Annotated in this window: 23 protein-coding genes, 1 pseudogene and 1 riboswitch; of the genes and pseudogenes, 8 read left to right on the top strand and 16 right to left on the bottom strand. The window is 38.0% G+C overall.

The features are described 5' to 3' along the window. Positions 1-8: 8 nt before the first annotated feature. The 13 genes and pseudogenes from BMY13_RS03770 to BMY13_RS03710 form a co-directional block, all read right to left on the bottom strand. Positions 9-977: a sugar kinase gene (locus tag BMY13_RS03770; RefSeq protein ID WP_092502649.1), complete on the bottom strand. Its 969-nt coding sequence runs from the start codon at positions 975-977 to the stop codon at positions 9-11. A 1-nt stretch (position 978) separates the two neighbouring features. After that, positions 979-2,259, bottom strand: a complete 1,281-nt coding sequence (locus BMY13_RS03765; protein ID WP_092491690.1) for a TRAP transporter large permease — start codon at positions 2,257-2,259, stop codon at positions 979-981. A gap of 18 nt (positions 2,260-2,277) precedes the next feature. Further along, positions 2,278-2,814 (bottom strand): TRAP transporter small permease, encoded by a 537-nt coding sequence (locus tag BMY13_RS03760; RefSeq protein ID WP_092491689.1) that lies wholly within the window; start codon positions 2,812-2,814, stop codon positions 2,278-2,280. Between the two features lie 257 nt (positions 2,815-3,071). Continuing rightward, a complete protein-coding gene (locus tag BMY13_RS03755) occupies positions 3,072-4,160 on the bottom strand; it encodes a TRAP transporter substrate-binding protein (RefSeq protein WP_092502647.1) in 1,089 nt (362 codons plus the stop codon). Between the two features lie 25 nt (positions 4,161-4,185). Beyond that, positions 4,186-5,082: a phosphogluconate dehydrogenase (NAD(+)-dependent, decarboxylating) gene (gene gnd, locus BMY13_RS03750; protein ID WP_092502645.1), complete on the bottom strand. Its 897-nt coding sequence runs from the start codon at positions 5,080-5,082 to the stop codon at positions 4,186-4,188. Positions 5,083-5,563: 481 nt separating this feature from the next. Further along, positions 5,564-6,247, bottom strand: coding sequence for a copper homeostasis protein CutC (locus BMY13_RS03745; RefSeq protein WP_092502643.1), 684 nt, complete (start codon positions 6,245-6,247; stop codon positions 5,564-5,566). A gap of 49 nt (positions 6,248-6,296) precedes the next feature. Then, on the bottom strand, positions 6,297-7,169 hold the full coding sequence (locus tag BMY13_RS03740) for an NAD(P)-dependent oxidoreductase (protein WP_092502641.1): 873 nt from the start codon (positions 7,167-7,169) through the stop codon (positions 6,297-6,299). 212 nt (positions 7,170-7,381) lie between these two features. Then, the gene (locus BMY13_RS03735) at positions 7,382-8,092 is read right to left on the bottom strand and encodes an FAD-dependent oxidoreductase (protein ID WP_245735999.1); all 711 of its coding nucleotides are present in this window, start codon (positions 8,090-8,092) and stop codon (positions 7,382-7,384) included. 168 nt (positions 8,093-8,260) lie between these two features. Beyond that, positions 8,261-9,274: an NADP-dependent oxidoreductase gene (locus tag BMY13_RS03730; RefSeq protein WP_092502639.1), complete on the bottom strand. Its 1,014-nt coding sequence runs from the start codon at positions 9,272-9,274 to the stop codon at positions 8,261-8,263. A gap of 116 nt (positions 9,275-9,390) precedes the next feature. After that, a pseudogene (locus BMY13_RS03725) lies at positions 9,391-10,124 on the bottom strand (SDR family oxidoreductase). Positions 10,125-10,266: 142 nt separating this feature from the next. Further along, positions 10,267-11,088 (bottom strand): MetQ/NlpA family ABC transporter substrate-binding protein, encoded by an 822-nt coding sequence (locus tag BMY13_RS03720; protein WP_092502637.1) that lies wholly within the window; start codon positions 11,086-11,088, stop codon positions 10,267-10,269. Between the two features lie 17 nt (positions 11,089-11,105). Further along, complete coding sequence (locus tag BMY13_RS03715) at positions 11,106-11,771, bottom strand: methionine ABC transporter permease (protein WP_092491682.1); 666 nt, start codon at positions 11,769-11,771, stop codon at positions 11,106-11,108. Beyond that, complete coding sequence (locus BMY13_RS03710; RefSeq protein WP_092491681.1) at positions 11,761-12,774, bottom strand: methionine ABC transporter ATP-binding protein; 1,014 nt, start codon at positions 12,772-12,774, stop codon at positions 11,761-11,763. The genes BMY13_RS03715 and BMY13_RS03710 overlap by 11 nt, the downstream gene beginning before the upstream one ends. 174 nt (positions 12,775-12,948) lie before the next feature. Next, positions 12,949-13,059, bottom strand: a riboswitch (SAM riboswitch). Between the two features lie 219 nt (positions 13,060-13,278). Here BMY13_RS03710 and htpX point away from each other — a divergent pair. Both htpX and BMY13_RS03700 read left to right on the top strand, forming a co-directional pair. Continuing rightward, positions 13,279-14,193: a protease HtpX gene (htpX, locus tag BMY13_RS03705; protein WP_092502635.1), complete on the top strand. Its 915-nt coding sequence runs from the start codon at positions 13,279-13,281 to the stop codon at positions 14,191-14,193. Between the two features lie 457 nt (positions 14,194-14,650). Further along, on the top strand, positions 14,651-15,070 hold the full coding sequence (locus tag BMY13_RS03700; protein WP_092502633.1) for a hypothetical protein: 420 nt from the start codon (positions 14,651-14,653) through the stop codon (positions 15,068-15,070). Positions 15,071-15,133: 63 nt separating this feature from the next. On the opposite strand, the gene BMY13_RS03695 is transcribed toward BMY13_RS03700, so the two are convergent. After that, on the bottom strand, positions 15,134-15,475 hold the full coding sequence (locus tag BMY13_RS03695) for an ASCH domain-containing protein (protein WP_092491678.1): 342 nt from the start codon (positions 15,473-15,475) through the stop codon (positions 15,134-15,136). A 216-nt stretch (positions 15,476-15,691) separates the two neighbouring features. Here BMY13_RS03695 and BMY13_RS03690 point away from each other — a divergent pair, with 216 nt between their 5' ends. The 3 genes from BMY13_RS03690 to BMY13_RS03680 are packed head-to-tail and all read left to right on the top strand — an operon-like array spanning position 15,692 to position 19,610. After that, a complete protein-coding gene (locus tag BMY13_RS03690) occupies positions 15,692-16,684 on the top strand; it encodes a glycosyltransferase family 2 protein (RefSeq protein WP_092502631.1) in 993 nt (330 codons plus the stop codon). Between the two features lie 28 nt (positions 16,685-16,712). Next, positions 16,713-17,006 (top strand): GtrA family protein, encoded by a 294-nt coding sequence (locus BMY13_RS03685; protein ID WP_342728317.1) that lies wholly within the window; start codon positions 16,713-16,715, stop codon positions 17,004-17,006. 12 nt (positions 17,007-17,018) lie between these two features. Continuing rightward, positions 17,019-19,610: a YfhO family protein gene (locus tag BMY13_RS03680; RefSeq protein ID WP_092502627.1), complete on the top strand. Its 2,592-nt coding sequence runs from the start codon at positions 17,019-17,021 to the stop codon at positions 19,608-19,610. Between the two features lie 48 nt (positions 19,611-19,658). On the opposite strand, the gene BMY13_RS03675 is transcribed toward BMY13_RS03680, so the two are convergent. After that, positions 19,659-20,309 carry a hypothetical protein gene (locus BMY13_RS03675; protein ID WP_092502625.1) on the bottom strand — a complete coding sequence of 217 codons (651 nt, stop codon included), beginning with the start codon at positions 20,307-20,309 and terminating at the stop codon, positions 19,659-19,661. A gap of 463 nt (positions 20,310-20,772) precedes the next feature. Here BMY13_RS03675 and BMY13_RS03670 point away from each other — a divergent pair, with 463 nt between their 5' ends. From BMY13_RS03670 to BMY13_RS03660, 3 genes are read left to right on the top strand one after another with little or no spacing between them, the layout of a single operon-like run. Continuing rightward, the gene (locus BMY13_RS03670) at positions 20,773-23,037 is read left to right on the top strand and encodes an EAL domain-containing protein (protein WP_092502623.1); all 2,265 of its coding nucleotides are present in this window, start codon (positions 20,773-20,775) and stop codon (positions 23,035-23,037) included. After that, entirely contained in the window at positions 23,034-24,668 is a 1,635-nt protein-coding gene (locus BMY13_RS03665; protein ID WP_092502621.1) for a thiamine pyrophosphate-binding protein, read from the top strand. Before BMY13_RS03670 ends, BMY13_RS03665 begins: the two co-directional genes overlap by 4 nt. Before the next feature lies 1 nt (position 24,669). Continuing rightward, positions 24,670-25,041 (top strand): carboxymuconolactone decarboxylase family protein, encoded by a 372-nt coding sequence (locus tag BMY13_RS03660; protein WP_092491671.1) that lies wholly within the window; start codon positions 24,670-24,672, stop codon positions 25,039-25,041. A 47-nt stretch (positions 25,042-25,088) separates the two neighbouring features. Here the strand turns inward: BMY13_RS03660 and BMY13_RS03655 are convergent, their stop codons facing one another. Continuing rightward, on the bottom strand, positions 25,089-26,036 hold the full coding sequence (locus BMY13_RS03655; protein WP_092502619.1) for an LCP family glycopolymer transferase: 948 nt from the start codon (positions 26,034-26,036) through the stop codon (positions 25,089-25,091). Between the last annotated feature and the right edge of the window lie 157 nt (positions 26,037-26,193).

Genomic DNA, 26,193 nt, shown 5'->3' with positions numbered 1-26,193 from the left:
AACTTTAGTTATCGATTTACATCACTATTATTTGAACCATTATCTAAAAATCGTTCTAGTTCATCTTCCCTCGGCAGTCCTTCAACGTCACCATGCATTCCAACAGTAATAGCTCCGATTGCATTTGCCCGAGCCAATGTATCAGGTAAAGAATCATTTCGCAGCATACCACTGATAATCCCTGCAGCAAATCCATCTCCAGCGCCAACCGGGTCAATCACTTGAGCGACAGGGTAGCCCCTGACAAATCCGCTCGCTTCACCTTTTTGATAGTAAGCACCTTCACTACCAAGCTTAACAACAATTGCTTTCTTTCCATCCTTGTTGAGGGCAGCAGCGATTGCTTCTGGTCCTGTTTCCCCTGTTAAAAACGTTCCTTCATCAAGTCCAGGAAGGATGACATCTGCTTGCTCAGCCATTTTCAGTAGAACCGCTCGCGCCTTTTCCGCCTTCCAAAGTTTTAGTCTAAGATTTGGATCAAAAACAATCGTCGTGTTATTTTTTTTGGCAATGTCCATTACTTGAAAGACCGTCTGCTCACACGTTTCACTTAAAGCTGGCGTAATACCTGTTACATGAAGAAATTTTGCATTCGCTATATATGACTTATCCAAATCCTGTGGCGTCATTAAGCTTGCTGCCGAATGTTTCCGGTAGTAAAACACATTTAAATTCTCATGTGACTTTTTTTCCTTAAAAAGAAGACCTGTTGGAGCCTCATCCGTTTGAAGACAAGCTGACGTATCAATTCCTTCTCCGCGAATAAATTGAAGAATGTAGCGTCCAAAGGGATCATTCCCAAGCTTGCTAAACCACCCGACTTTATGACCAAGCCGCGTAAGCCCAATACTTACATTTGATTCTGCTCCACCTATATGTTTATGAAATTGACCAACATATTCCAGTGGAAACATCTGAACTGGTTCAAACAGGACCATGGTTTCGCCAAATGTGACGACATCCAAAGATTTTTCCATATTAACCTCCAAGACTCGGCAAGAATAATGATAACTGTGGAAAAACAATTATTATGATAAGTGTAACCAGCATGGCAAAGAAAAATGGCATAATTGCCTTTGCAATTGTTTCAATAGGCAAACCGGAGATGCCCGAAGCAACGAATAGGTTAACACCTAGTGGTGGCGTGATAAATCCTATTGCAAGGTTAACGACCATAATGATTCCAAAGTGCATTGGATCATAACCAATTTGAACTGCAATTGGCAGTAATATAGGCGTCAAAATGATAATAGCTGCCAATGTATCCATAAAACAGCCGACAACTAATAACAATAGTGTAATTAACATCATAATAATAATTGGACTTTCAGAAACTGCCATCATTGCATTTGCTACCTTTAAAGGTATTTGTTCAATGGTGAGAAATCGCCCAAACGCAGTTGCTGTCCCCACAATAATTAAGATTGTTGCAGTCATTAGAGCTGCATCTGTTAATACCTTTGGAAGCATACGAAATGACAGTTCACGATAAATTGCCATACCAGCAATTAACCCATAAACGACCGCAATAACTGCAGCTTCTGTAGGAGTGAAGTATCCACCATAAATTCCTCCCAAAATAATAACCGGAATTAAAAGTGCCCATTTTGCTTCCCAAGTTGCTACCCAAATCTTTTTTAGTGAAGTTGGTTCGTCCATTCCTTTAAAGCCCATTTTCTTAGAGTAGAAGTATGCATAAACCATCAATCCCATGGCGACTAACAAACCAGGTATAATACCCCCAATGAATAAGTCACCAATCGATGTACTCCCAACAACACCATAAATAACCATCGGAATACTCGGTGGAATAATGACCCCTAAAGAACCAGCTGCTGCAACAACAGCCGTGGAAAACTTCTTATCATAGCCATTTCTTACCATTGCAGGTATCATAATACTTCCGATTGCAGCCACTGTGGCAGGACCAGACCCGGAAATTGCCGCGAAAAACATACACGTAATTATTGTAGCAATCGCAAATCCACCTGTTTTATTACCAACTAAGGCGTTTGCAACATTAAATAAACGCTCCGATATTCCACCTTTACCCATGATTTCCCCAGCTAAAATAAAAAATGGAACAGCCATTAATGGAAAGGAATCGATTGAAGTTACTAATTCCTTCATTAGAAATTCAATCGGTAGGGTACCAGAGTAGAAAATAGTGATTAATGTTGCTATACCTAATGAAATCCCAATGGGTACAGTTAAAATTAAAAGTACTGCAAAACTGCCAAATAAAACACCCGATACCATTTTGTGTAACCTCCTAACCTATTCAATAGGATCCTTCTGCGCTCTTTCATACTCAAGTGTAACTACATCTGAAACCTTTCTCGATCCAAATAAAGCAGTAAAATTTTGTACGAGATTCTGTATCAGACGAATTGCTGTTAAACCCATGCCAACCGGAGTTGCCATATATACTAAACCCATCGGTATATGTAATGCCGGTGATTGTTGTCCAAATGCTAAGAGCTTTTCTCCAATGGAGTAACCATAAATGATTGTGAATATCGCAAAAGCCAAAAATAGTAAATTAGCAAAAATAGTGAGAATAACTCTTCCTTTTTCTTTCAGCAAATGCAGCATAATATCAATCTTTATATGTCTTTGCTTTTTCACACCTAAACTTATCCCTATATAAACAAGCCATATAAAACTAAACCGTGCTAGTTCTTCCGACCAGGATAGCGAATTATCGAAGGTTCGCATGACAACTTGCAGAAAGATAACTACAACCATTACAACTGATAATATGACAAGTAAGACTTCTTCAATATATTCATCAATCCATTTTATAATTTTCATGTGGTAATCACCTCTTCATCATTCAAATCATGATAATCATGATTTTGAGTTGAAATCCTAAAGCCTTTATTCCGTGTATATTATAGTGAAAAAAGACTCTGAAGATTAACTCCCCAAAGTCTTTTTAAATGTAATGCACATCCACAATACCTGCCCCAAATAAACATAAGATATAAAAATACCACACCTTATATTGTTAAGGGAATTGTCGTAGGAGCAGGTCAATTAATTACAATAACTATTAGACTCCTTATTACTTACTTCGATGCCTCATCAATCGCATCATAGACTTCCTGTACCAGATCTTCACCAATCTTTTCTGTATACTCATCCAAGACAGGCTGAATAATATCTACCATTTCCTGGCGAGCTTCTGGAGTGATTTCAGTATAAGTCATTCCTTCATTTTGTAGGTCTTCTACATACTTTTCATTTGCTTCACGATTTAGTTTACGTTCATATTTTCCAGCTTCTAGAGCAGCGTCTCTTACAATAGTTTGTTGTTCATCTGTTAATCCATCATAAAATTTCTTGCTCATAAGGAACACAAATGGACTGTAAACATGGTGTGTGCTAGATACATAATCTTGAACTTCATAGAATTTTTCCAAGTAGATTGTTGCAACCGGATTCTCCTGACCATCAACTGTACCTTGCTGCATCGCAGTGAATAACTCTGTAAATGCCATTGGAGTTGGGTTAGCACCTAATGCGCGAAATGCATCTAAATGCAAGTCATTTTCCATGGTACGAATTTTTAATCCTTCAAAGTCTTCAGCAGTTGCTACTTCACGCTTACTGTTCGTTAAATCACGGAAACCATTTTCCCAATAAGCTAAACCTACTAAATTCTGATCTTCAAGCATATCCAAGAATTTTTGCCCAACTTCTCCATCCAATACTGCATCAGCTGTTTCTTCATCTGGGAATAGGAATGGAAAGTCAAAAATACTATATTCAGGTACAAAGTTAGCAAGAGGAGCCGTTGATGGAATTGTTACTTCTTGAGATCCTAACTGAAGTGCTTCCGTCATTGTACGGTCATCACCAAGTTGGCCACTTGCATAAGTTTCAACCACGATTGCTCCATCGGTTTTTTCTTCCACAATTTCCTTAAACTTTAATAGTCCTTTATACTGTGGATGATCCTCATTCAGTCCGATTCCTGCACGAATTGTCTTTGTTTCTCCTGAAGAGTCAGCTTCTTCTGTTTCTTCAGTACCATCTGTTGCTTCTGCGTTGTTGTCACTAGAATTGTCAGACGATGATTCATCACCATCACCGCTACATGCACCAAGAAAAATAACCATTAGAGCTACAACTGCAAACATTAAAATCTTCTTCATTTTTATAAATCCCCCTATTTTTTGATTAATTTTTAATAACGTCATGCCCACCAAATTCATTTCGTAAGGCAGCAACAACCTTACCTGTAAAGGTATCTTCCTCAAGCGATCGATATCGCATCATTAGCGATAAGGCAATTACTGGTGCTGCAACCTGCATATCAAGTGCTGACTCAACAGCCCATTTTCCTTCACCTGAAGAATTCATAACCCCTTTGATACCATCAAGATTAGCATCTTTTGCAAATGCACCTTCAGTCAATTCCATTAGCCACGAACTGATAATAGAACCATGATTCCAAACTTTAGATACGCTTTCATAATCATAATCAAATGGACTTTTACTGAGGATATCGAAGCCTTCCGCGATAGATTGCATCATTCCGTACTCAATGCCATTATGTACCATTTTTAGGAAATGACCACTCCCCAATGGACCAGTATATAAATATCCATTTTCAACACTAACACTTTCAAAAATTGGCTCTATTTCTTTAAATACCTCTTGTTCTCCGCCAATCATTGCACAAATACCATTTCTAGCTCCATTTATTCCACCACTAGTACCTACATCATAGAAATGAATTCCTTTCTCCTTTAATTGATTTCCTCGACGAATAGAATCTTTATAATTTGAATTCCCCCCATCAATAATAATGTCACCCGGGTCAAGTTTATCCTGTAAATCACTTACCAACGCTTCTGTAGCTTCGCCAGCAGGTACCATCGCCCATATTATCCGAGGGCTTTCTAACTGTTGTATTACTTCCTCAGTTGAATATGCCGGGAGGGCACCTTCAGATGAAATTTCTTTCACCTGTTCGTGATTGATGTCGTATGTGATAACTTCATGACCTTGGTCAATTAAGTTAAGTGCTAGGTTGTAACCCATCTTGCCTAGACCAAGTAGTGAAAGTTTCATCCATGTAACCCCTTTCAAAATAATGAAAAAATATTTCTTAAATTCATTATATATGAAAAGAAATTTTATTCAATACTTTTTAGATAAAATATGAAAAAAATTTTATTAAAGAAAGTATTTGCTTTATGCGTTGTTGATGTCGCGCGTTCTGGACTATTTGAACACGAAAACTACCAGAAAAGAAATAGATTACAAAGCTTGTTTAAATATTAGTCAGCGGACAGAGTGCTATTATTTTACATATATCAACATAAAATAGGGGGAATTCTATCAAATAATGAACTGATGCCCGCGAAAATAATTTTAGGTATTCCTCTATTTAATTAGACTAATATTTCACTGTCCCATTAAACCAAAAAAGCTAATACCAATAAAAATGACCATCAGTAAAAAATGATGGTCATTTCACATTATTATATTTGTGATAATCAGCGTCTCTATTATGATGACAGACGCTTTTTCTATTTGATACTTTTAGCGTTTAACCCTTTAACTTCTCCTGAACCTCCTTCATCACATCCGGATCAAAGCCATTTCCAAATGAATTGCCAACTCGCACTGATTTTCCGAAATGATACTGAGTGGCACCAACAGCCTCGTGGATTTCATTGATATTTGTAGGCGTAAGTCCTGACCCCGGTATGATGACAGGTCCATAACCCTTTTCTGCAAGCTCTTGAAGCTGTTGTTTCCCTGCTTCAGCATTTGCTTTGCCACCTGACGTTAATATCCGCTTCACATTCTGTCGGTATTTTGTCAAGGTTTCATATGCAAGTTGCTGTGATGGTACTTCGTCAAATGCACGGTGAAAAGTGATATCCAGTTTAGGATAAAGCCGGATAAGTTCCTCCAGCATAGTCGTATTAATTGTATAATCCTGATTTAATGCCCCAAATACAATGCGATTGCTGCCAAGTTTTTGAATGACATCGATATCGTCACGAATAATTTTGAAATCCTCATCTGTATAGCAGAAATGATAGCTATGCGGGCGGATCATAACCTGCACAGGGGTGGCTACACTTTCCAGCACTTGCTTGATTGTTCCATAACTTGGAGTCAAGCCACCCTCCTGCATAGCAGAAACGAGTTCGAGCCGATCCGCTCCCAGATTCTCAGCTTGAATTGCTTCCTGCCCATTTTGGACAATTACTTCTACTTTCATCAGATCACCTGCCTTCATATGTATTGTCTGGGAAGTGACATGCATCTCACTATTGAAATAGTTTTATTAATGCTTGTGTTCCGCTGTCGTTTTCTCCTTTTTCGGCTAGTTCTTTGTATAGTTCCAGTGAAAGTGAAAGCCCTGGTGTTGAGAGTCCCATTTCTTGTGCCGACTCAAGTGCAATGGTCATATCTTTGATAAAATGCTTCACATAAAATCCTGGTTCAAAATCACCTGCAAGCATCCGTGGGGCTAGCTTTGATAACGAAAAACTGCCTGCTGCACCGGTTGTAATACTATCCAGAACTCGGGAAGGATCGAGCCCTGACTTTTTGGCATAGGCTATTGCCTCACAAACTCCAATCATATTCGATGCAATTGCGATTTGATTTACTAATTTTGTATGCTGACCTGCACCAGCTTTCCCCTGTAAAATAATATTTTCTCCAAGTACATCAAAGATTGGGGAAATTTCATTAAATATATGCTGTTCACCGCCAGCCATTATGGCAAGTGTTCCGTTTTGGGCACCAACATCACCACCGGATACTGGCGCATCTAATACATGAATATTTTTTTCCTCTGCTTTTTGGTTGATGTAAATGGCAAGCGCTGGTTTGGATGTAGTCATATCAACAACATATGTACCAGACCTTGCATTTTCGATAATTCCTTCTTCCCCAAAATAAACACTTTCCACATCTGATGGATAACCGACCATCGTTATAATAACGTCAGATGTCTGCGCTAAATCAGCGACAGAATCTTTCCAAACTGCACCGTTATCCAATAACTCCTGAGCTTTTTCTTTTGTCCGGGTATAGATATTTATGGAATAACCTGCTTTTTGCAGATTTAACGTCATACTTTTGCCCATTACGCCTGTTCCAATAACCCCAATAACTGACTGCTTTGAAGGCATAACTTCTCACACCTCTCCCTTTATGTTAACTGTTTCCATTATATTAAAAAATTCGGCTTATCGCCACGCTCAATGGCGAAAGCTCTTGTTACACTTATTCCAGTAAGAAAGTATTTATGTTAATTGCGAACAAATTACAAAGAAACTTTTCAGCTAGCTGCTCAAATAAAAAGCTCTGACCAATAAGGACAGAACAGCTTTTTACTACTCGTTTAATATCCCGGAAATTCTTCAGTAATGATATTATCATCATTTATCCCTGCTTCAATTAGCATTTCCCGCATATCCCATACCATACCAGGTGGACCAGACAGATAATATATTGGCACATTTACATCTGAAATATACTTTTTAAGCATATCAGCATCAATATGACCACTTTCCCCATTCCAATTTGAGTCGGCTCGTGTCATTACAGGAACAAATGTAAATTTACCATTTTTCTCTGCAAATGCTTCAAAGTCATTCAGAAATGGTGCATCGTCAGGTGTTTTATTCGAATACAATAACGTCATGTCATGTGATGTTTTGTCAATGGTTGCTTGGGCAATCATGCTCCGTACTGGAGTGATGCCAATACCTCCTATTATAAATACGGCAGGTGTTGATTCCGTTTTATGAAGGGAAAAATCGCCATATGGTCCATTGAATTCAACCTCCTCACCATCTGGTAAATCCTTTAATACCTGCTTATAAGCAGAATCACGTATTCTTGTCGCAGTAGCTAATTTATTTTCAGCCGGCGCATATACAAAGGAAAAGTCTCTTGAGTTTCCTTTTTCATCTGACTCACTCGGTTCAATTAAATTAAACTCACCAAATTGTCCTGCCTTAAATTCAAGTCCATCAGGATTTTCCCAGTGAAACAGCATAGTGTCATTCGCAATAACTTCTTTTTTAATTAATTTAATCGTATTAGACACTTTATTCAGCTCCCTTCCATCTCAATCAAACAATCTATTTAGCTTTACCCAATATAACCAAATTTCAATCAAAAGCGTCGTCGTGCCTGTCACTCCCCGGTATTTGTCATTATATGTCGAACAGAAACTGAAAAGGATGCGCTCCATTACGGAAACGCATCCTTCGACTTATTCTATATCAGATACTTTTACAACTGCTTTCCCCAGATTTGCTCCTTGGAATAAATCCAGAAATGCATCAATTGTCTGGTCGAATCCTTCTGTAATTGTTTCTTCGTATTGTATTTTTCCTGCCTGCAGCCATCCAGCTAATGCTTCAGATCCTTCTTTAAAACGGGAAGCATAATCACCAACAGTGAAACCTTTCATTAACGCGCTTGATTTAATCAGGTAGCCTTGGACACGTAAACCAATATCGGCCTCCTGGTTATTATAGGAAGAAATCGCTCCACAAACAGGGATACGCGCAAATTTATTCAATAGTGGAAGAACGGCATCACCAATTTCCCCGCCAACATTTTCATAATAAACGTCAATTCCGTTAGGGCACGCATTTGCCAATGCCGTTTTAATGTCCACCGTTTTATAGTTAATCGCATCATCAAATCCTAGCTCATTTTTAAGGTATTCTATTTTTTCATTCGAACCGGCAATACCAACGACATATGCTCCTTTAATTTTGGCAATCTGGCCTACAACAGAACCGACAGCACCGGCTGCTCCTGATACAACGACTGTTTCACCTTCCTTTGGATCGGCTATATCAAGCAGTCCGAAATAAGCTGTTAGGCCAGTCATTCCTAACACACTTAAATAAGCAGATGCTGGGGCAAGATTCGTGTCAATTTTCCGTATCCCGGATTGGTCTACAACCGTATACTCCTGCCATCCTAACGCGCCCGTTACAACATCATTTTTTTCAAAATGTGCGGACTTCGATTCAATAACCTGTCCTATCACAGCGCTTGTAATTACGGAGTCCAATTCAAATGGCGGGACATAAGACTTCACATTATTCATTCTTCCTCTTAAATAAGGGTCCACCGATATATAGTTAGTACGAATAAGCACTTCACCTTCAGCCGGCTCTCCAATTGGTACTTCGGCAAATTCAAAGTCCTCTTTTGTAGGCGTTCCTGATGGTCTTTTTATAAGTTTAATTTGTTGTTGCAAACTAGTCATCCTTTCTTTTTTTAAAACCTTAGTTACTATCCAAATATAACACCAATGCAACTCTATATACCAATAAGTAAGCTGTCATCTTATTAAAAGGCTGACAGCTTAATCAAATTTATTCCTTATCCCTGATTGTTAGGGCGAACAACCACTTCATTAACATCTACATTTTCCGGCTGATTTACAGCATAGAATACAGCCTCAGCAATGTCCTCACTATTCAGTGGCGTCATTGACCCGGCACTTTTTTTAAAGTTAGAAAGAACTTCTTCATCTGTGATCGTATTTGTAAGCTCCGTCTGAACTGCACCTGGAGAAATGGATGTTGTACGGATGTTGCTTTGTGCCACTTCTTTTGCTAGTCCCTCCATCATAATACGAACTGCAAACTTCGTCCCTGAGTACACCGCACTGCTTGGAAATACCTCATGCCCAGCAACGGAAGATGTCGTTAAAATATGGCCAGCGTTTTTCTCTAGCATATGCGGAAGTACTGCTGCTACACCATAAAGCACTCCCTTGATGTTGACATCAACCATTCTGTCCCACTCATCTATCTTCAGATTTTTCATGAAGGATAAAGGCATTAACCCTGCATTATTGAAAAGAACATCTATTTGACCGTATTCCTTTATAGCAAATCAGCAAGTTCCTGCATTTGTTCTCTCGATGTAACATCTGTTTTCTTTATAGCAATGCTGCCATTTTCAGAGCTGATTTTATTTTTAATTTCTTCTAATCGTTCTTCTCTGCGTGCAGCAAGGACAACATTGGCTCCTTCATTAGCAAACTTTTCGGCTGTTGCTTCACCAATACCGCTGCTTGCACCAGTAATAACAATTGTTTTCCCTGTCATATTAACCACATATATCACTCCATTAATTAGTCTAATACAGTATTTTCCCCTGCATAACCATTTTTAAACGAAGCAATGTATAACTGCCAAAAAAAATATCGAGTACCACGATTACGTGATACTCGATATTCGATAATAGACTTTATTTCATCCACGTAGGCTTGCCAAATCCTTTAAACTGCTCATCAATAATCTTTTCAAACTCTGCTGATTCAATTACCTCTTTAATATCCTTAGCCCATTTTGTGTCAATATCTTTCGTATTAACAACCACCCGGTTTCGATAATCATCAGGCATTTCTTCAAGTACTAATGCGTCCAGCAGATCCAAATCTGCTGCTAAGGCATAATTCCCGGGTACTGCAGCTAAATCCTCACTTTCAACGGTTCTTGGTAGCTGTCCTGCCTCTATTTGTTGGAACTTCAGATTCTTTGGATTTTCAACAACATCCTCTATTGTTGCACGTAATGGGTCAATACCATCCTTTATCGTTATCAGGCCAGCATCTTGCAACATAAGCAACGTTCTAGCTAAATTAGTTGGGTCATTTGCGATTGTGATTGTGCTTCCATCTTTAATATCTTTCAGCGTATCAAACTTATTTGAATAAACACCCATAGGAGCTGTAGGTACTATTTTTACCTCAGACAACTCCATATTATGTTCCTTTTCAAATGCTTCATAGTATATTTTATGCTGGAATAGATTCGCATCCAAATCTCCATTGTCTAACGCTTTATTCGGTTGAATATAGTCACTGAATTCTGTATTTTTAACGGTATATCCTTTTTCTTCAAGTAATGGCTCCAATGCCTTTGTCACCATGTCACTGTAAGGTCCAGTCGTCGCCCCAAATTCGATTGTCTTATCATCTCCATCATCACCAGATGCCTCGCCCGACCCACAAGCTGCAAGTACCAATGCTGCCAATAACATTACTAGTAATCCTAATCCTTTTTTCATTTTAAATTTCCTCCTCATTATCGTTTATTAACTGTTTTTGCTATAAAATCACCTGTGTACTGAATCACTTGTACCATTACAATCAGGACTATAACAGTCGTATACATGACCAAATCATCGTAGCGGTAATAGCCATATCGAATTGCTAAATCACCGATACCTCCACCGCCAATCGTACCTGCCATCGCTGAAAATCCGATTAAACTAATCGTTGTTATCGTCAGTCCACTTATGATTCCTGGCTTTATCTCAGGTAAAATAATATCCTTAATAATCATCCATGGTGACGCACCGACAGAAATGGCCGCTTCTATAACCCCTTTATCAATTTCCCTGGCTGCTGATTCTACTATTCTTGCAAAAAAAGGAATAGCTGCAACTGACAAGGGTACTGCTGCTGCAGTAGGACCAATTGTCGTACCTAAAAGACTGTTCGTTAACGGTAATAGGAAAACAAGCAGAATGATAAACGGAATTGACCGAACAAGATTGGTAATCACCCCTGCAACGCTTTTCACAAGTTTATTTTCCAAAAAGAACCCTTTGTCCGTTACATATAAAATTATTCCAAGTGGAAGACCGATTACAATAGCAACCAATAATGCTACTCCAACCATATAAAGTGTTTGAAAGAAAGCAGTATTCAGTTCCGGTAAGATTTCAATCAAGCGACTAAATTCCATTTTGAATCACCTCCACCTGTTTCACCCTATCCTCTAAATAAGCGATAGCTTTTTCAATTTCATCCTTATCACCATTTAACTCCATAATAAAAATACCAAGTGGAGCATCCTGTATGTATTCAACTTTCCCATGTAAAATATTCGCACTAACTCGAAAGCCCTGCATCATATCGGATACGATTGCTTCCTCAGCAAGCTTTCCGCGAAATTGAAGCTTAACCAATGTACCTTTGCATGATTCAAGCAATTTTTCAGGCAAAGAAAATTGCAATACTGTTTCAATAAAGTTCTTCGTTAACTCCTCCTTTGGATCAGAGAAGATATCATAAACAGGTCCTTCTTCAATAATTCGCCCATCCTGCATCACAGCACACCGTTGACAAATTTCCTTGACAACCTCCATCTCATGGGTAATGACAACAATTGTGATACCAAGCTCTTTATTAATTTTTTTCAATAAAGCTAAAATAGATTTGGTGGTACTTGGATCGAGCGACGATGTTGCCTCGTCACAAAGCAATACTTTAGGATTATTCGCAAGCGCCCTGGCTATACTGACACGTTGCTTCTGACCACCGCTTAACTGTGATGGATAATGATTAATCTTGTCAGATAAACCAACCAGTTCCAATAATTCTACCACCCTATCTTTTCGGGCAACCTTATCAATTCCAGCAGCCTTTAACGCGAACGAAACATTTTCAAAAACCGTTTTAGAAGCAACTAAATGAAATCCTTGAAAAATCATCCCAATCGATTGTCTTGCTGTTCGCAAAGCTTTTGGAGGTAAGGTTAACAAATTCACACCATCAACGAGGACTGCTCCTGAAGTCGGCCGTTCCAAAATGTTCATGCATCGAAGCAACGTGCTTTTACCTGCGCCACTATAGCCGACAATTCCATATACCTCCCCTTTGCTCACATTTAGAGATACGTCGTCTACACCCACAACCTTTTGATGCTTCGATTGGTATACCTTTTCTATCTCTTGAAGTTCTATCATCACCTAACCTCCTTTAGATTAGAAAACTTGGCATTTGTTAAAAGAATTCTTTTGAAAGCTTATTTAGCTTTCTTAGAACCTCTGATAATTTTTGGGATGCAAGTCTTCCTTAATGGCGAATGCCTAAAAAACCCCCTCTTCCAAAATGAAAGAGGGGGTTGATTATGTATTCAATCCTTATCTCTCAGAATGGTAAACATCATTCTGCAGGAATTAGCACCACACCTTAAAGGTAGGTTGCTGTGACATCGTAGAGCCTGATCCCTCCGTCACTCTGGATAAGATATTTAATTTTTTTAATTAGTACGACTAATATTATATTTATTCCGTATTTTTGTCAACAGCAAATTTTTAACAATGCAACTTACTTCTCTACTGTAGTGAAATCATGGTAAACTAGAATCGTATATCTTGGCAGTTAAGAAAATTACTGCATAAGTACAACTAAGGCACTCGCCATTAAGGCTTGAAGAATGCCAAGTTTTCTAAAAATGGGGGAAATGAATGGGTAAACGAATATTACTTTTTATAATAACAAACATTCTCGTTTTAACGACAATCGTAATCGCCTGGTCACTAATTACAACTTATACAGGAATCAGCGGTTCATTTGAAAATAGCAGTGGTTATTTGGGAATTGATTATGCATCACTAATGGTATTCAGCTTGCTGGTAGGTTTCATAGGATCGTTCTTCTCACTGGCAATATCACGCTGGATTGCCAAGAAAATGATGAAGGTCAAAGTGCTGGACCCAAATGGACAATTATCAGCAGCTGAACGCGCTGTAGTTGAAAAGGTTCATCGACTTTCTCGTGCAGCTGGATTAGTCCATATGCCTGAGGTTGGAATTTACCAATCTGGTGAAGTCAATGCATTTGCGACAGGTCCTACCAAAAAGCGGTCGCTAGTTGCTGTTTCAGCTGGTCTATTGAACAACTTGGACGATAAAGCGGTTGAAGGTGTCATTGCCCATGAGGTAGCCCACGTATCTAACGGCGACATGGTAACCATGACATTATTACAGGGAATTGTTAACACGTTTGTAGTCTTCTTCTCAAGGATTGCAGCAATTATTGCGTCACGATTTGTGCGCGAAGAAATGCAATTTGTCGTCCGTTTCGCGGCGATTATTATTTTCCAAATCTTATTCTCAATTCTTGGAAGTATCGTCGTAAGTGCTTACTCAAGACACCGAGAATATCATGCTGACCGTGGAGGCGCAGATTTAGCTGGTCGGGATAAAATGGCCCATGCGCTGCGTTCATTGAAAAATAACGTTGGCCGAGCTAGTGTGAATGATCGTACCGATGATTCAGCAGTTCAGACAATGAAGATAAATGGAAAAAGCGGTCTAATCTCACTCTTCTCATCTCACCCGGATATCGATGAGAGAATTAAACGATTAGAACAGCGCTAACTTTTAACGGGTATTTAGGATAAACAATAAATCGCCTATGAATTAGGGGTACAAACCACACGTGGATTTGTACCCCTTTTTAATTGGCTTCAGTTATTTTAACATTGCGATTAAACTCAAGACGCATTATGTTTAAACTATTCGCAACGAACGCTAAATGCAGGTGGATCCTCATTCCGTTAAAAGCAAGAAAAGCTGTTAAAAAAAGGATGAAGTGGATCCTGGTTCCGTTAAAAGCACAAAATCAACGGAAAATGAGGTTTAAAAAGACAAATAACGGAATGAGGATCCTAAACTAAGCCCAAAACGGGGTATTTACAGTGAATAACGGAACGAGGATCCGGCAAATCAACAAGGTGGATCCCCGGCTCCTGTTTATACTGTTATTAGATCCAAAAATCAATGAATAACCCAGTAAATTATGGGAAAAGTAGAAAAAACAAGGAGGTATAACACTATGAAAAAGTTTCTGCTTTTCATTGGTATTGTTTCAATTACAAGTCTAATGTTAGTTGGATTTAACAACGCGGAACAGCATTCCGATGTACGTGGAATGCATGAGCTTAGTAATAAGGAAGACATTTTAAGAGGTACCAGTGAAGTGATTACCACTACAGAAGAATTAAAAGAGTTAACAGAATCTGATGAAAATAATAGTACTGAAATTAATCAACTCGGGGAAGAAATCGAAAAAAGGTGGGACCGGATCGAAAAGAAAGTCGAAATGGATTACCCAGAAGATTACACACATATCGAGGAGAGTCTGTACCCGTTAATTGCAATGGCTAATAGAGAAATACCCAACAAAAAACAACTTCATGATTTGTCCAAAGAAACACTAGAAAAGCTAGAGAACTTTAAGAAGAAGATTAATTAAGTTTAGCGGGACGGAGGGGACAGGTTCATCGTCCCGCTGACGGAGTATGCCCCCTCCATCCTTCTACTCAGCTAATTCGTACTCATGAGCCCAAACTTTCATTTCGGGTTCCCATTTCATTCCAGGATGTATGGATAAAATGGCGTTCTTATATCCGTCCGCATTTTGGTAGCCTTCCTGCATTGCATCTTTATCTGTTATTTCGCCAAGTTTTTGTTCATAGACATTCGTTACAATACACTTCTGACCTTTAAGTGTCATGACCTCACCAATATCTGCATAACGTCCATTTCGGCGGGTTGCAGTTTTTTTGCCGTTAATTACCTTATCTATATCTGCTTCAATTGTAACCAGTTTATCAATCGCACACGTTTTTGGTGGTAAAGCGTTATTCTGTTCTGCCATTACGTAACCTCTCCTTTGTTTATCTAATTCAATTATATACGTTGAGAGATTACAAGGCTAATATTAATTTCAGGACGGCGAGACAAAGGAATAGGTTCCTCATCCCAACACCACTGGGACGGTGTTCCTGTCCCCTCCGTCCCCCTCAAATAATAAATATTCAAATGTTGTTCATACTAAGCTGTAAAATGCTACACAATAAAAGCAGGTGCATCTATGAATTCCCAACTTATTTCAATTATCATTCCATCTTATAATGAAGCAAGTAACATTGAGCCTCTTTATCAGGCAATTGCTAATGAGTTTTCCGGCATCAATTATGAATATGAACTTCTTTTTATCAATGATGGAAGTACAGATGACACGCTAAATCGTATCAAACAGCTGGAATCAATCGACCCAAATGTGAAGTATATCGCTTTTACAAGAAACTTTGGCAAAGAAGTAGCACTCCTTGCAGGCTTTCAGCATGTTAAAGGGGAAGCTGTAATTGTCATGGACGCTGATTTACAGCACCCCTGTTCCTTAATTAAACCATTCATTCAAGGATATGAGGAAGGATTCCATCAAGTCATCGCCCAGCGCAATCGAAAGGGAGACAGTCGAACACGGTCATACCTTTCCTCTCTCTATTACTGTATTGCTAACAAAGTAGTAGATGTTGAACTTAAGGATGGTGCTGGAGACTTCAGGCTATTAAGCAGAAATGCAGTCGAAGCACTTCTGCTTCTAAATGAAGGTAACCGTTTTTCAAAAGGCTTGTTTTCCTGGATAGGCTTAAATCAAAAAACAATTTTTTATGAAAATATAGCCCGGCAAAACGGAAAGCCTAAATGGTCACTCTCCAAGTTATTGAATTATGGTATTGACGGGGTTATTTCTTTTAACAACAGGCCACTAAGAATTTGTTTTTATACTGGCGCTCTTATTTTACTCCTGTCTCTCATTTATATTTTTGTTAACCTGCTTTTTATTATGACTAATGGTATTACTGAACCCGGGTACTTCACCATTATATCTGCCGTTCTATTTCTGGGAGGTGTTCAATTACTCTGTCTTGGTGTGATTGGCGAGTACATTGGAAGGATTTATTATGAAACAAAAAAACGCCCCCATTATTTAATACAGGAAACAAATATTTTAAAAGGAGAACATCGTGAACGTAATCAGGCTAGAATTTATAAGATTTATAATAGTGGGGATCATTAATACCTTGATTTATTATGGGATTTATTTGATGTTTAATGTAATGCTAGAAATTAACTATATGGCTTCTCACATTATTGGGTTTGCGGTTAGTTTAATTGTTTCCTTTTTTCTTAGTTCCTACTTCACATTTCAAGTAAAGCCGTCTTTGAAAAAATTCCTGCAATTCCCGCTGACACAGCTTTTTAATATCAGCATTTCATCCGTACTAATTTATTTATTTGTTGAGTATTTATTTATTGATAGTACGATTGCTCCGATCGTTTCCCTATTTATCACCGTTCCTTTCACATTTTTGATTACGGGAAAAATTCTAAAGAAATAACGGAGAATACATATGCAAAAAAAACGCAGTCTAATTTTTCTTATAATCTGTAGCCTTGTCGTTGCTACGCTGGGACATCTATTTTTTATAACAGAGTGGTTTCAGGATAGATATATGGTAGGGCCGAATGATGGCTTACAGCAAATGGTTACATTTAAAAAGCTTTTGTATGAGCAATATTCCACTGGAAACTTCTTTTATTCCTATCAATTTGGTTTAGGTGGCGGTACTTACAGTCAATTGGCGTTTTACTTTTCAACGTCATTTATGTTTATGTTAACGGCAGCTTTTGTTTACTTATTACAATCTGTACAGTTAATTGGCCCCGCCGATACATTATTTTGGGCGAATGCAGCTGTATTTGTCAGCATCGTCCGGCTGGCGATTATTATTATTATAACAACATACGTATTTCGCTATATGAAATGCAACTGGATGCCTGCATTTACCGGGGCTGCTATCTATGGATTATCCGCCATCTATTTTCGCCATGTAACTTATTGGGAGTTTTTTGCGGATGCAATGCTGTGGGTCCCATTACTTGTATTTGCTGTGGAAAAAATCATTCGTGAAGCACAAGGTGGCTGGTTCATTATTGCTGTCGCAGTCACTCTCTTTAACAATTTTTACTTTGCGTATGTTAACTTAATCTTTATCCTGATTTACATCATGCTTCGTTGGAAAATTCAGTTGGTCGAGAATGAAACGAACCGACTGAGGCAATTAAAAATGTACTTTTTCAGCGGGATCCTCGGCCTGGGAATCAGTGCGATTTCTTTTGTTCCTGCTGTTTATGGCTATTTGAATAATCATCGACCACCATATAGCCAGCAAGTTCCTTTATTTAATTGGGATAACATTTTATTTAACAGCCGATTCGTGATTGTCCCTGCCCTTTTTTTGATTTTACTTTTCGTATTTTCCTTGTATAAAAATCGGACCTTTCGACTGTTTGCAGCGTTGAGCATTATATTTATACTTCTTCACTTCACTCCACTCGTAGCAAGTGCATTTAATGGATTTTCTGCACCTCAATATCGTTGGGAATACCTGCTTTCCTTTACAATAGGTGGTTGTGTAGCTTTCGGCTTAAAATATATAGATGAAATTAGCAAAAAACAATTGACAATTGCAAGCATTGTCGTAACTATTGCTTATCTTTTTACTGTTTTTTTAGATAAAAAAATAAGCATCACTTCTGACCTAAGTTTTGCAGTATTAACTATGGTCCTTATCACGATATTTTTACTTTTCATGTTTATATGGGGGAAAAATCGAGTACGTCTCATACTGTTGTACACCGGGTTTTTAATCATTCCTATTGTTTTTGCAAATGTTTTCCAATACGGGCTTTCCGTGCCGGGAAAAGTAGATGAAGTATCAAAAAATCATTTGCGAAGTGAGGATTATAATGGAGAAGAACAGCGGCAAATTATCCAGCAGATTAAAGACCGCGATAATAATCCTTTCTATCGGATTGATTGGAAAGTTGGATCCTTCAATAATACACCTATTGTACAGAATTTTAATGGAATGAGTGTTTATGGAAGTATATTGAATAAGCATTTACTCTACTTTTACCTGTATGATCTAAACATTGACATGGGGCGGGAAAGTGTTAGCCGATATGCAACCCTCGGAAACCGTGCTAACTTGTATAGCCTGCTTCAAGGAAAATACATGATCATAGAGAAGGACAATAACAGCCCTATTCCATATGGATTCAACAAAATAATTGAATCAGAAAACTACATTGTATTTCAAAACAATAATATATTGCCATTTGCACGCACTGCCAAAATGCTTTTCTCAGAACAAGAAATGAAACATACTTCAGTATTGGCAAGAGAATATGCCATGCTGGAAGGCGCAATTGTACCGAATAAAAACAACACTGCTGCAATTCCAAAAGAGCAGAATATAATTGATACAGCAACTCTTGAAACAGTGGACGCCTCATATAATGATAATAAGCTCTCAGTCACAGATGACAAGGGTGGAATTGATATTATAGTCGATGAAATTCACCCTGATACAAAAGATTTTTATATCCGTTTTCATCTTGAAAATTTGGCAGCCGACCAAGGATTCACTTTAAAAGTAAATGACTATAAAACAACACGTAAGTCCAATCAATCCGTTTATAAAACCTACGATGATAATCTGACCATTCGCGTATCAAAGGCAGACAAAGTCAAAATACGCTTGCCAAAAGGAGACTATATTTTAAAAGATATAGCACTGTATCAGGAAGACTATTCAAAGCTGGAACAAGCCAAAAGACAAGCGACAGAAACTAAGAAGATAAACTGGAGCGATAACCGCATTACAATTACCTACAACAACCAGAACAATGACAATCTCATGATCCTGCCAATTCCCTACGAAAAAGGCTGGGAAGTAAAAGTAAATGAGGAAACACAAGCAGTAAAAAAGGTTAACTACGCATTTGTTGGCTTTCCTATAGAAAAAGGAATCAACCACATAAAGTTAGATTACTACCCACCATACTTCAGAACCACACTAGTAATAACCCTCATAAGCCTCATATTATCTGTGGTGAGTTGGCGGAGAGCCAGGGGGACAGGTCCCTTGTCCCGCTAGAGCTGAAAGTGTGGGGACGGGGTTCCTGACCCTCCGTCCCGCTTCGCCTTAATTAAAGGATATTTCGTTAATTTTCCATTGTCCTTCTAATTTGGTGAAGAAAAATTCCATATCAAATATTCCGTGTAATTCGCTTTTGTGTTTTTGGACCAGTTTATATGTGGCTTCATTAGATTTTTCTATTGTATAAGGATTATCTTTGTTAAACATTGGATAGAGGTCTCTTGGAATCAAATATAGACTGCCATCTCCTTCTTTCACAAAGCCACTCCATATTGTTTGTGCCATATCTGTCGTCATAATATCGGTGAACTGGTTATATAGCTGTTCTTTCGTTTTTATTGTTTTAAATTTGTATCCAACATATTCTTCATTAAAATTGTCATAATCCACATCCGACTTTATTCTTTCAAACATATTATTATAGTTGGTTAGTATTTTTAAAAAAGTTTCTTCTTTATTAGATCCATTTTTATTTGTGTTTTCATTTTCAGAGGAGTTGTTTTTCGATGTTTCACTTATATTATCACCGGCACTATTCACATGTAAAAGTGCAGTAGATTTGACTGCCTTAGACGCATTTAGTGAATGCTGATGACTTTCTGGCGACTTTTCCGTACCGCTGCTGTTTTCTTCTGCTGTACCACAACCGGAAATCAGTAACGTAATAGTTAAACTGACCATTAAAATGTGTTTCACAATAACACCCTCTCCATTAAGTTCTATCTATTTAGACGGATTAGCATATGCAAATGTTTCATTTATATTACAATATTCTTATCCTTTGTAATATTATTACCAAATTTTATCTTAGTAAAACTTCTGCAGGGGGATGAAATCATGGGCTTGCCTCATCTCAAAACAAGGCAGATCAGCATCACAGCGTTGTCCTCATTTTTAATTCAACTACTTCTAGTACCTCTTATACTATTACAATCGAATCTCATGTAAAAAAAGTGTCATGCGAAAATAAATATTTTTTCTTTAAATAGTACACTTTTTCGCTTCCAGAAACGATAGTAATAGTAAGAGATATATTTCCTGCTTCAACTTACGGGGGCTTGAATTCAGGTGCCCTTAGTCCGTTCACTGAATTGACATGCTAGTAGTCATAGCTTATAATGAGGTGTTATATTTTGGAAAAAAATCCGGAGTGATATAAATGCTAAACCAGGAAGATAACTTTATAACTAGATCAAAACAATTGTGCGAAGAAAGTGGAATGGATCCGAATGTTATGTCCAGACCAAAAGTATTTTTAACCGAAAATGAACTAGCAGAAAAGAGAAAATCTTATAGTGAGATACTATCTGTTGTAAGCTTTTTCTCAAATAAGCTATTAAATTCATTAGAAGGTACTCCAATATTAGTAGTTATTTCTGATGCGAATGGATATCTTTTAGATATAGATGGCGACGAATCAATAAAGGCTACCACAGAACAGTTTGGAATTATATTAGGAAGCCAATTTACACAGGAAGACACGGGAACAAATGTTGTAAGTCTAACATTACAACAAAAACATCCAATAAGTTTAATAGGTGAAGACCATTACCATAAATCCCTCCAAAATATAGCCTGTTATGGTGATACATTTCAATATACAGATGAAAAAAATTTACTTGGCAGTGTTTCAATTATGATGCCTATTCAATTTCAAAATCCGTTGTTTTTAACCATGCTTTCACAAGCTGTTGATTCGATTGAAAGAGAGTTATTGCTAAGGAAGCAAAATAGGAAACTAGATATCATGAATCAAATCATGTTAAGCAGAACAAGTAATGGTATCGTTATCACAGATGAAAATGGGATTACAACTGAATTTAATGATTTTGCTCAACAAATCTCAAATAATAGTAAAGATTCCGTTATAGGAAAAAATATTTACGAATCACAATTAACAGGCGACTATTTTAAAAAAGTACTAGAACAAGAAAAAACCTTTAAAAATGAAGTTATTAAATTTACAAACCAGCAAGGTGAACGTACTGTTTGTTTATTTGATGCACAACCAATCTATGAAGAAGGAAAAATGGTTGGAGCATTCGGGCAATTCAGGGATATTTCTGTTCGATATTCCCTGCAGGAAAAATATAATTATTTAGCATACCATGATGATCTAACTAATCTAGCAAATAGGCGCTACATCAAAAAAGAAGTAGAAACACTTATAGACGAGATTAAATCCGGTTATCAAAGAAATTTGGCTATATTATTTTTGGATCTGGACCGATTTAAAATAATAAATGACAACTTTGGCCATTCAAATGGCGATATACTCTTAACGGAAGTGAGTAAGAGACTGTCCAAATGTTTAGGAGCAAATGACTTGCTCGCCAGAATGGGTGGTGACGAGTTTATTTTCCTGCTTAAGGACTTTGAAGATTTTAGTTACGTTACTGAAAAAGCGGGAGAGATATTAGCTCAATTTAATGAGCCTTTTCAAGTTGCAGCAAACGAACTGCATACTACTGCTAGCATTGGCATTGCAATTTATCCTGATTACCCAATTACACCTGAACAACTTATGGTATATGCGGATAATGCAATGTATCAAGCAAAGTCACAGGGTAAAAACCGTTATGCGGTTTATACATCTGAATTATTAGTGGACTCTGTGGAGGAATTACAGCTTGAAGCTGATTTACGAAAAGCGTTGGATCAAAATGAATTCGTATTACATTATCAGCCTCAAATTAATAACAAAACAGGAAAAATAGTTGGGCTAGAAGCATTAATTCGATGGCAGCACCCTAAGCTGGGTTTACTCTATCCGGGCAAGTTCATAAAGTTAGCAGAAGATAGCGGTCTAATCACGCAAATTGGTGAATGGGTGATAAAGGAAGCATGTACCCAAAATAAAAAATGGCAAGAGGATGGTTGGGAACCTATAAAAATTGCAGTCAATCTATCAACACAGCAATTTTTGACCCAGGACCTAGTCAAGTTTATGGAAAGTGTTCTTAATGAAGCAGGATTAGATCCAAAATATTTAGTCGTAGAAATTACAGAGTATATGGCAATGGAATATGATTACTCCCTTAAAGTATTACAACAACTTAAAGCCCTTGGAATTTGTATCAGTATCGATGATTTCGGTACTGGTTATAGTTCTTTAAAATATCTTAAGGACTTTCCGGTCGATTACATAAAAATCGATAAGTCATTTGTCGGAGAAATAATAGAAGATAATAATGATGCTGTCATTGTAAAAGCAATTATTACTTTAGCTCACAATCTTAGTATGGAGGTAATTGCAGAAGGGGTTGAAACAAAGGCACAGTTAGAATTTCTGCAACAATACCACTGCGATAAAACACAGGGATATTTCTTCAGCAAAGCTATCTCAGCTGAGGAATTCGAACAAGATTATCACACTTTACAAAAACAAATTAAGTCAAAAAACGAGAGGATAATAGATAAATGAATACTTCTGCATCAATATTAGCTGCAAATTTTAAAAAATGGGGAGTTGACCACCTATTTGGTATACCTGGTAAGGCTATCTCTCCAATTATATTTGAATTAAGGAAATATGATATAGAGTTTGTACTGAGTAAGCATGAGTCTGGCGGTGGGTTTGCGGCAACTGGCTACTCGATGATGAATCAGAAAATCGGGGTGGCTCTCGGGACTTCTGGACCAGGAGGTACTAACCTGCTAACAGCAGCAGGACAAGCGAAAGCAACTCATACACCTTTGCTGCTTATTACAGGTCACCCTTCTATGAAAGATACCGGTAAAGCAATGGGGCAAGATTCAAGTATATTTGGGACAGACCTTCTTGACATGTATAAATCGGTAACTAAATTCAGTGCTAGGGTAGAACGAGGCGATATGCTGCAATCTTATCTCCAGCATGCTCTGGAAAAAGCCCTATCTGGTATTAAAGGACCAGTACACTTATCAATTCCTTTCGATATTTTAATAGAAGAGATAGAACCTTTTGAAATAGATTTACCGAGCCCAAGCGAGATGATTTCTCCTGCGATTGACGATGTCGTTGAAAAATTGGATTCAGCACAACGCCCGCTTTTATTTTTAGGAAAAGGCGTACATTCAAGCAGAGCATATGAAGAAGTACAGATGCTTGCTGAACATTGGAAAATACCTGTTATGACAACACCGGGTGGCAAGGGGACATTCATCTCCAACCACAAACTCTCGCTGGGAGCATTTGGATTAGGCGGCACAGTGGAAGCGACCGACTATGTAAATCAGGGTGTAGACCTATTAATCGTAATCGGATCAAAATTAAGTGATATGTCCATACCTGGTCTTTCAAAAGATATGTATCCAGAACATCTTATTCACTTTGATTATGACCCAACATTTATCGGGAAATCTATCAATGTACCTACGACACCAGTTCTAGGAGATATTCGATCTAACTTAAAAGTTATTTTAAGAGATATACCTAAACCTGGCGGTGCTGAATTTTCAACTGACATCAAGACCGCGCAAGTCGAAAACAACCATCCAAATGAGCGAATGTCTGCAGTCACAGCATTAAAATCTATGAGAAACGCTTTGCCTGATGATGCGATTGTCTTTGGAGATGATGGCAGTCACTCGTTCTACGGAATTCAAAATTTTGATATTTATAAACCAGGAACTTTCTTTTTTGATGATATCTTCGGCGCCATGGGGAATGGAATTGGCTATTCAATCGGCGCAAAACTAGCAGCTCCTGACAAAACGATTGTTTGTCTAGTTGGAGATGGATGTATGTTTATGCACGGCACAGAAATTTCTACGGCATATAATTATGATTCCCCTGTGCTTTTCATCGTATTAAATAATGGAAGATTAGATATGGTGGAAAAGGGAATGAAAAAAATGACCGGTTCCTCCACTGGTGGCGTTTATGAAACACCTTTAGATGCAGCGTTATTTGCTCAATCAATGGGATTACAAGCATATACCTGCCAAAATTCACTCGATTTAACAGACCAAATTAAACAAGCACTACACACTACAAAAGAAACTAAAAAACCAGTTGTTGTGGAGGTTTTAGTCGATCAGAATGAAACACCACCAACCATGGGGAGGCAGTAAAATGGAAAACAGTAAACGATATGAGGCCGGCATGGATGTAATGAAAAAACTATTCTCAGATGAAGTCCGTGGGGGAATGGAAGGGATGAAGGAAATTTCACCTGACTTTTGGGAAATGATAGTTTCGTTTGGATTTGGTGACACCTATTCAAGAGAAGTACTGTCGCTTTCACAAAAGGAGATCATTACGCTAACTGCACTAATCACACAAGGGGCATTTGATCAGCTCAAAGTCCACCTGCAAGCAGCACTCAAAATTGGACTAACAAGAGACGAAATCACCGAAATTATCATCCATTGCTCAGCATACACCGGCTTCCCCAAAGCCGTCCAAGCAATGGGAATCGCCGGCGAAGTGTTTGACGGGTCATGAGGGGCCCAGTCAGTGGCGGGACATGAGGGACAGGTCCCTCGTCCCGCTCATCCCACTTCATTAATCATTTCGTGCACTTTGGCGATTTCTTCATCTGGAATTAGATAATAATATACGCCGTCAATCTCTGTTCCGCTTCCTTTCATCATATAACTTACTGTATTCTTTCTGACATTCTTGTAGTTAAACAGCAGATCCTTCATATCAGCAAAATCCATATTGGTTGCCATATTTTTACCAAGAACATCAATCATATTATCAATTTTATTAACCGATGCGATACTTGAGCCTTTATCAATAATGGCTTCAATAACCTGACGTTGACGTTTAGTTCTGCCGAAATCACCGTTTGGGTCCTTGTAACGCATGCGGACGTAACCCATTGCCTCTGGCCCATCTAGTGAAATTTCACCTTTGGCATAATGGTAACCTTTTTCGTAATATCCAGTATCATACCACTCCAGTTGGTTATCAACGGTAATCCCTCCAACAGCATCAACCATTTCAGTTAAGCCTTCCATATTCATTTGCACATAATAGTCTAAGTTAATATTCAACAAGCTCTCCACTGTCGCAATAGACATATCCGTTCCACCAAATGCATAGGCATGATTAATTTTATCTTCAAGACCTTTTCCAACAATAGTTGTTCTAGTATCACGAGGAATACTGATTAATTTCATCTTATTATTTTTTGGATCCAGCGACAGAACCATCAATGCATCTGAACGACCACTGTCCCCAGCACGTTTATCAACACCTAACAGCAAGATATTTAATGGTTCTTCTCCCTTGATTTTCTTTTTACCTAATTCATGATCAATGGATGGTACTTTTTGATGAATTTTCTCATTTACGGTATCCTTGGCATCATTATAAAGTAAAAGGGCATACGCTCCCACACCAATTGCCAAGATTAAAATCAACACTAAACTATATTTAATCCAGGGACGTTTTCGCTTATACTTGTTATTTGAACGTTTTTGTTCTGACATATACACATACCTCTATCTATGGAAAATAAATACATTTCTATTGAAAAACAGGTCTATTATACCATCTAATAGAGGAAAATTACTAGTTACATTTAGATTTCATATGTATATCGTACATGAGTCTAAGCTCTTCCCTATATTTATAATAGCTTATCGG

It is taken from the genome of Virgibacillus subterraneus, from assembly GCF_900110695.1.
In the GTDB taxonomy this organism is placed as follows: Bacteria; Bacillota; Bacilli; order Bacillales; family Amphibacillaceae; genus Lentibacillus; species Lentibacillus subterraneus.
This window is presented reverse-complemented; position numbering and strand designations above follow the sequence as displayed.